6 protein-coding genes are annotated in these 7005 nt (G+C 30.3%); 3 read left to right on the top strand and 3 right to left on the bottom strand.

The window, feature by feature from the left end; all coding sequences use genetic code 11:
* The first annotated feature begins 228 nt into the window (after positions 1-228).
* Genes GGR97_RS05955 through GGR97_RS05945 form a run of 3 tightly spaced genes read left to right on the top strand, consistent with a single transcriptional unit; the run spans position 229 to position 4161 of the window.
* On the top strand, positions 229-1371 hold the full coding sequence (locus GGR97_RS05955; RefSeq protein ID WP_167897599.1) for a sterol desaturase family protein: 1143 nt from the start codon (positions 229-231) through the stop codon (positions 1369-1371).
* 41 nt (positions 1372-1412) lie between these two features.
* A complete protein-coding gene (gene ruvB / locus GGR97_RS05950; RefSeq protein WP_167897598.1) occupies positions 1413-2435 on the top strand; it encodes a Holliday junction branch migration DNA helicase RuvB in 1023 nt (340 codons plus the stop codon).
* Between the two features lies 1 nt (position 2436).
* Entirely contained in the window at positions 2437-4161 is a 1725-nt protein-coding gene (locus GGR97_RS05945) for a SulP family inorganic anion transporter (protein WP_167897597.1), read from the top strand.
* Between the two features lie 5 nt (positions 4162-4166).
* Here GGR97_RS05945 and GGR97_RS05940 read toward each other — a convergent pair whose 3' ends face one another.
* Genes GGR97_RS05940 through GGR97_RS05930 form a run of 3 tightly spaced genes read right to left on the bottom strand, consistent with a single transcriptional unit; the run spans position 4167 to position 6989 of the window.
* Complete coding sequence (locus tag GGR97_RS05940) at positions 4167-5660, bottom strand: DUF4301 family protein (protein ID WP_167897596.1); 1494 nt, start codon at positions 5658-5660, stop codon at positions 4167-4169.
* A gap of 11 nt (positions 5661-5671) precedes the next feature.
* The gene (locus GGR97_RS05935; protein ID WP_167897595.1) at positions 5672-6376 is read right to left on the bottom strand and encodes a geranylgeranylglyceryl/heptaprenylglyceryl phosphate synthase; all 705 of its coding nucleotides are present in this window, start codon (positions 6374-6376) and stop codon (positions 5672-5674) included.
* Entirely contained in the window at positions 6363-6989 is a 627-nt protein-coding gene (locus GGR97_RS05930) for a 4'-phosphopantetheinyl transferase family protein (protein ID WP_167897594.1), read from the bottom strand. The genes GGR97_RS05935 and GGR97_RS05930 overlap by 14 nt, the downstream gene beginning before the upstream one ends.
* Between the last annotated feature and the right edge of the window lie 16 nt (positions 6990-7005).

Raw genomic sequence — 7005 nt, 5'->3', positions numbered from 1 at the left:
TTTGTTAAATCGAAGTTATCGATTAAGAATTCAGGAAGTATAAGTTTTAAAAGGTCTAAAGTAAGTTCCAATACGAATAAATTTAAACCTCAAAACTAAAACTATCCTAATTCACACACAACTTTTGTGATTGATCCTTTTAACGTTTGTTTAGACTTAAGAATCTAAAGTGTAATCTGTAGATTAATTTATAGAGAGTTTTATATTTTTGTTTTAAAATTTAGAATCATGAAAGAAGAAATTTCTTTAATGCCTAAAAACGATAATGCAGGATTATTTATTGCAATAGCTGTAGTTATGTTTGTTTTAGGAACTGAATATATAGTAGCTAGAAGAAAAGGAAAGAAAATTTTTAGATTTGAAAATACCATAGCTAATATTTCTATGGGAATTTTTGATAGGGTTGCAGGTATATTTATGGTTCCAATAATCTTTTTTTACTACCATTATTTACATGAATACTTTGCCGTTTTTAATATTCCAGAAACAACTTCTTGGTTTTTGTTTGCGGTTTTAATATCAGATTTTACTTGGTATTTTTATCATAAATCAGGGCATAAAATTAATTTGTTTTGGGGAGCTCATATTATTCATCATCAAAGTGAAGATTATAACTATTCTGTAGCTTTTAATTTAACTCCTTTTCAGGTTTTTGTAAGAGTTCTTTTTTGGTCCTTAATGCCTATTATAGGTTTTAGTGCTAAAATGGTTTTAGGAACTCACCTGGTTATTGGTCTGTATCAGTTTTTGTTACATTCTCCATTAATCCCTAAACTAGGAATTCTAGAAGAATTTATGGTAACACCATCTCATCATAGAGTTCATCATGGAAGTAATGAAAAATATTTAGATAAAAATTTTGGAGGAGTTTTAATTATTTGGGATCGAATTTTTGGAACATTTCAAAGAGAAGAAGAAGAGGTAAGCTTTGGTATTACTAAAGACATCAACTCAAGAGATTTTTTAACCAGTGTGTTTCATTATTATAGCAATTTAATTTTTATGATGAAACAGATGCCTACTTTCTCTGGTAAAATGATGGTTTTGTACAAAGGACCAGATTGGAATCCAGAATCAGGTGCGCTAGAACATCTTCCGTTATATATTGATAAAGGAACCTATGAATATAAAGAATATTCTACACTAGAAAAAAATTACATTATTGCTAATTTAGTATTGATGATACTCGTATTGGGAACCATGTCCTTAAAAATAGCCAACATTTCTATATTAGGATTAGAGGTAATTACGATGTTTATTATGATTACACTAGTTTCTATTGGTAGAATGATGGAAAAACAATCTGTACTTTATTTAGAGATTTTTAAATATGGAATTGTAGCTGCATACATTTTATATTCATTCCTATAATTGTGATTGAAAGCTTATATTTGTTATATAAGTAGAACTGAATGAACGAAAATTTAAATCCAGATAATTCCAATTTTTCTAATGATGAATTAGATGTAGAAAAAAAACTACGTCCTCTTTCTTTTGAAGATTTTTCGGGGCAAGAACAAGCTATAGACAATCTTAAGATTTTTGTTGAGGCAGCCAATATTAGAGAGGAAGCTTTAGATCACACATTGTTTCATGGACCTCCAGGACTAGGAAAAACCACATTAGCACATATTTTAGCCAATGAGTTAAATGCAGGTATAAAAGTTACTTCTGGACCTGTTTTAGATAAACCAGGAGATTTAGCAGGATTGCTAACAGGTTTAGATGAGCGTGATGTTTTATTTATTGATGAAATTCATAGATTAAGTCCTATTGTAGAAGAGTATTTGTATTCTGCAATGGAAGATTTTAAGATTGACATCATGATTGAATCTGGACCTAATGCAAGAACAGTTCAAATTAATTTAGAGCCTTTTACGCTAATTGGAGCTACTACTCGTTCCGGATTATTAACTGCTCCTATGCGAGCTCGTTTTGGGATTTCAAGCAGATTACAATATTACGACACAGAGTTACTAAGCACTATTGTACAGCGTAGTGCACATATTTTAAAAGTACCTATTAGTATGGAAGCTGCTATAGAAATAGCTGGTAGAAGTAGAGGTACACCGCGTATTGCAAATGCTTTACTGCGTAGAGTAAGAGATTTTGCACAGATTAAAGGAAACGGAAGCATTACTATAGAAATTGCTAAATACGCTTTAAAAGCCTTAAATGTAGATGCCTTTGGTTTGGATGAGATGGATAACAAAATATTGACTACCATTATTCAGAAATTTAAAGGAGGTCCTGTAGGAATAAGTACCTTAGCTACGGCGGTAAGCGAAAATTCTGAAACAATTGAAGAGGTTTATGAACCTTTTTTAATTCAGCAAGGTTTTATAATGAGAACTCCAAGAGGTAGAGAGGTTACAGATTTAGCTTATAAGCATCTTGGAATTACAAAACCCACAAATCAAGGAGAATTATTTTAATATGAAAAAGTGGATTCCTATTTTAGAATGGTTGCCTAAATACAACATTAAAGAAAGTTTAAAAGCTGATGTTGTTGGTGGTTTTACAGTAGGAGTTGTTTTAATTCCACAAGGAATTGCTTATGCTTTAATAGCAGGTTTGCCTCCTATTTATGGTTTGTATACTGCTTTGTTACCACAATTAATGTATTTAATTTTTGGTACTTCTCAGCGAGTAGCTGTAGGGCCAGTAGCTATGGATTCTTTAATTGTAGCTGCCGGAATTTCTACTTTGGCTATTGGAGGAACAGATGCTTATGTAACATTAACTATTTTATTGGCATTTAGTGTAGGAGTTATTCAATTGTTATTAGGAATTGGAAAGTTAGGGTTTATTGTAAATTTTTTATCAAAACCTGTAATTAGTGGTTTTAGCTCTGCTGCAGCTATTGTTATTGGAATCAATCAGTTTAAAAATTTATCAGGAATACCTATTCCAAGAAGTAATCGTTTGCAAGAAATAGGTGTTTCGTTAGTGCAACAAATAGACAAAGTAGAGTATCAAACCTTATTTGTTGGGTTAATAACAATAGTTGTTTTAATTACTATAAAAGTTACAAAATCAAAATTACCAGGACCTTTACTAGTTGTAATTGGTGGTATTCTAGGATTGTATTTCTTTCATCAATTAATTCCAGAAGTTGCTATTTTAAGAGATATTCCATCAGGACTTCCTTCTTTTAGTTTTCCTGTAATCACCTTTAAAATGATTTCGGATTTATTACCTATTGCATTTACACTTGCTATTATAGGTTTTTTAGAAACTATATCTATAGGTAAGGCTTTAGAAAAAAGTACAGATGATGTAATGATTTCTCCTAACAAAGAATTAATTGCCTTAGGAATGATGAATATGGTAGGATCTATGTTTAAATCTTATCCGTCAACAGCAAGTTTTTCTAGATCTGCTGTAAATGAAGATGCTGGATCTAAAACAGGTTTAGCAGCCTTGTTTTCTATGATTGTTTTAGTTTTAGTGCTGTTGTTTTTAACTCCTTATTTTTATTATTTACCCAAAGCAGTATTAGCAGGAATTATTATTGTATCGGTTATAAAGTTGATAAATTATAAAGAAGCTATTCGTTTATGGATGCTGAACAAAAGCGACTTTTGGATGTTGATAGCAACCTTTTCTGGGACGTTATTTTTAGGAATTAAAGAAGGAATTTTTATAGGTGTAATTTTGTCTTTAATTATGTTAATTGCTAGAACCTCTAGACCACATGTAGCTGTATTAGGTAGAATACCCAATACCAATGTGTTTAGAAACATAAATAGATTTGAAGAAGTAGAGGTGGATGACCATATTTTAATTTTGCGTTTTGATGCACGAGTCTATTTTGCAAACGCTAATTATTTTAATGAGATTTTACAATTAAAAGCAAAAGAAAAAGGGACTGCTTTAAAACTGATTTTATTGGATTGTGAATGTATTAATGGAGTAGATAGTACAGCTATCCAAATGATTGAAACTGCTATTGATTTTTACAATGACAAAGGTGTAGATGTTTATTTTTCTAACATAAAAGGACCTGTTAGAGATATGTTAACTAAAAGCGGTATTGTTGATAAAGTTGGGGCTCAAAAATTCTTTATCAACAATAACGATGCTCTTACATATTATAAAACCGGTAAACTAGATAGAAGTCAGGATTTAACAGACTATATAGAACAGGCTAATGTTTAGTTTGTTTAAGCTTGATGCATTGGAGACAATAAATCAGTAACTGTTTTTACAGGATTAAAAGTTTCAATAGGCACTTCCACAAAAATAGTTAACCAATCTGCCATTCCACCATTCCATAAACCAGGTAGCTCTAAGCCTTTTACAGGTTTACCGTTTACACTTTTGTCTGTTACAAAAACAGCATCGTGATCTACAAATTTGGTTAAGTCAAATTTAGTACCTTCAAAATCTCTAACAGCGCAAACAATATCTACAGGGTTAAAGTGTGTAGATTGATGGAAAATATCTAATTGAGCTTTGTTGGTTTTGTCTATTTGCGCACCTTCTATAATTTGCAAGCTGGTTTCCTCGTCTGATTTCTTAATCCAAAAAGGACCACCACCTGCATCTCCTTGGTTTTTAATCATACCGCAAACTCTAATAGGTCTGTTTAAAAGCGTAAATAAATGTTCTTTGGTACATTTATCATCAGGTATGTTGATAAAGAAATTTTCTATTAAGAAAAATTGAATTTCTTGAAGATTTAATTCATTAGAATTTTCTTTAATATCTTTTAGGTATTGATGAATTTGTTCTTGTAAAGTCAATAACTTACCTGCAAGAATTTGTTTGTATTTAATAGTTTCTTCCATGTGATTTTGATGAGATACATTGTCTATATTTTTAATAAACACAATGTCTGCATCTAAATCATTTAGGTTTTCTATTAAAGCACCATGTCCACCAGCTCTAAAAACATAGTTTCCATGATCATCTTTAAAAGGAGTATTGTCGTAATTTACAGCAATGGTATCTGTATTTGCTTTTTGTACAGAAAAACTAATGTTAAAATTTAAATTAGAGTTGTCGTAATTGGTTTCTAAATAATCTTCTACAGATTTTTTAAAGTCCTCTTTAAAGTTTGGACTAACTGTAAAATGAATATTTACGGTTTGATTTTTACTAATACAATAATGTGTGCTTTCATCAATTTGCTCTTCTAAAGCAGTTTTATTATCAATATCATATTGATGAAATTTAATCAATCCTTTAGGAGTGCTTTGGTAATTTAAGTTTTCATCACTTAATAAAAAATTAAGAAAGGCTAACTTATTGGTAAGGCTATCTAGTTTTTTAATTTTAGGATATACTTTGTGAAAACCAATAATTACATCTTTATAAAAAGGAAATTTATGTAGGTTGTTAAAAAAATATTGAGACATTGGATTGTTAATTTTTGAGTGATAAAATTCACACAATCCTTTAAACATTCTTGATGCCAATCCAGATGCTGGAGTAAATTTGTACACCACCAAATCTTGTTGTTTAATGTTGTATAAATTCATGTATTTACTTCGGTCAATACTATCTATCGTAATAATACCATCGTTAATTCCAGCAATTCTATCTAATTCAATAATTGGAGTTCCTTTTACAAAGGCAATTAACTGTCTTGTTAATTTTTCGTTAGAGATTCCTCTTTTGTCAATTTCTTGTTTTAGTTTTTTTTCTAGCCTCATAGCAGTTGTGGTTAAAATATTTTGTTTTTTTCAAACGCAGTACCTATAATTACTAGGGTTGCACCTGCATTATGTATTTCATTAATTTTATTTAAGGACCTAATTCCTCCTCCTACAATAATAGGAATATTTACGGAATTATAAACTGACATTACCACATCTTTTCCTACTGGTAGGGTTGCTCCGCTACCTGCTTCTAAGTATAATAGTTTTTGTCCCATATATTGTCCCGCTAAACAGGTATGTACTATTTGCTGTTCTGCTTGTTGATGGATAGGTGTTGTTTGAGTAACTTTAATTGTACTAGTCTCTGTACCACCATCAATTAAAACATAACCTGTAGGTATTATTTCTAGAGAACTTTTGGTTAGAAAAGGGACAGCCTTTACTTGCTGGTGAATTAAATATTCAGGATTGTTTCCAGAGATTAAATTTAGTAACAAAACGGCATCAGCATAATGGGTTAAGTGTTTGTAGTCTCCAGGAAAAAGAACCACAGGAATTGTAATATATTTTTGAATTTCTTTGGCAATAATTTCTGTCTGATGATTAGAAACCGTACTACCTCCTAAAAATAAATAATCAATAGCCGCATTGTTAATTCTGTTGCATATATCTTTAACATCATTTGTAGATGTTTTATCAGGATCTACCAAAACTGCAATTAGTTTTTGATGGTTCTCTTTTGCAGTTTCTAAGGTTTTAAGAATGTTCATTTTTTGTTAAAGCTATAGCTAATGAATAGTTTTCTAGTTGATGAAAATAGATGTTACAATCTTGTTTCATTTCTGGGGTATTGATAAAACCTTTTGCGTTTGTATATGTGAATTTATCAATAATTAAATCATTTTTAAAACTCATACCTCCACAAGGATGAATTTTAAACATAGATTCTTTTGCTCCCCAAATAAAGGTTAATTGTTTAATATAATCTTCTGTAGAAAGTTGATGTTGTTCTAAATCGGTAAAACGATGTTTGATAATAGTAATTTTTTCTCTGTTTTTTTCAATATCAATTCCCACAGAGCTATTAGAAATAACAATGGCAGAAAAATCGTAAGAATGTGTAATAGAAATATGTTGACCGTTTTTTAAAATAGGTTTTCCAAATTCGTTGTAAAACAAATCATCATCACTTAAGTTGATATGCGCTAATAAATGGCGAATACTTAAAAATCCTTTTTGATGAGGAATAGACTTCATCAAATTTAATCTATTTAAACTGTTTTTAGATAAGTGAACATCGCTTAAAACATCGACGGTTTCAGTGATTTTCCAAACAAAAACGCTAGTGTTTTTGTCAATCTCGATTGTTTTAAATAAAGGCATTTATTATAGTAAGGAT

The organism is Wenyingzhuangia aestuarii (assembly GCF_011927765.1).
Classification (GTDB): domain Bacteria; phylum Bacteroidota; class Bacteroidia; order Flavobacteriales; family Flavobacteriaceae; genus Wenyingzhuangia; species Wenyingzhuangia aestuarii.
Note: the sequence above shows the minus strand (reverse complement) of the source record. Positions and strands in the feature narration are given on the sequence as shown.

Excerpts from the sequence above, each read along its gene's own strand:
- GGR97_RS05945 (WP_167897597.1), top strand. The coding sequence starts at position 2,437 with ATGAAAAAGTGGATTCCTATTTTAGAATGGTTGCCTAAATACAACATT.
- ruvB (WP_167897598.1), top strand. The coding sequence starts at position 1,413 with ATGAACGAAAATTTAAATCCAGATAATTCCAATTTTTCTAATGATGAA.
- GGR97_RS05930 (WP_167897594.1), bottom strand. The coding sequence starts at position 6,989 with ATGCCTTTATTTAAAACAATCGAGATTGACAAAAACACTAGCGTTTTT.
- GGR97_RS05935 (WP_167897595.1), bottom strand. The coding sequence starts at position 6,376 with ATGAACATTCTTAAAACCTTAGAAACTGCAAAAGAGAACCATCAAAAA.
- GGR97_RS05955 (WP_167897599.1), top strand. The coding sequence starts at position 229 with ATGAAAGAAGAAATTTCTTTAATGCCTAAAAACGATAATGCAGGATTA.
- GGR97_RS05940 (WP_167897596.1), bottom strand. The coding sequence starts at position 5,660 with ATGAGGCTAGAAAAAAAACTAAAACAAGAAATTGACAAAAGAGGAATC.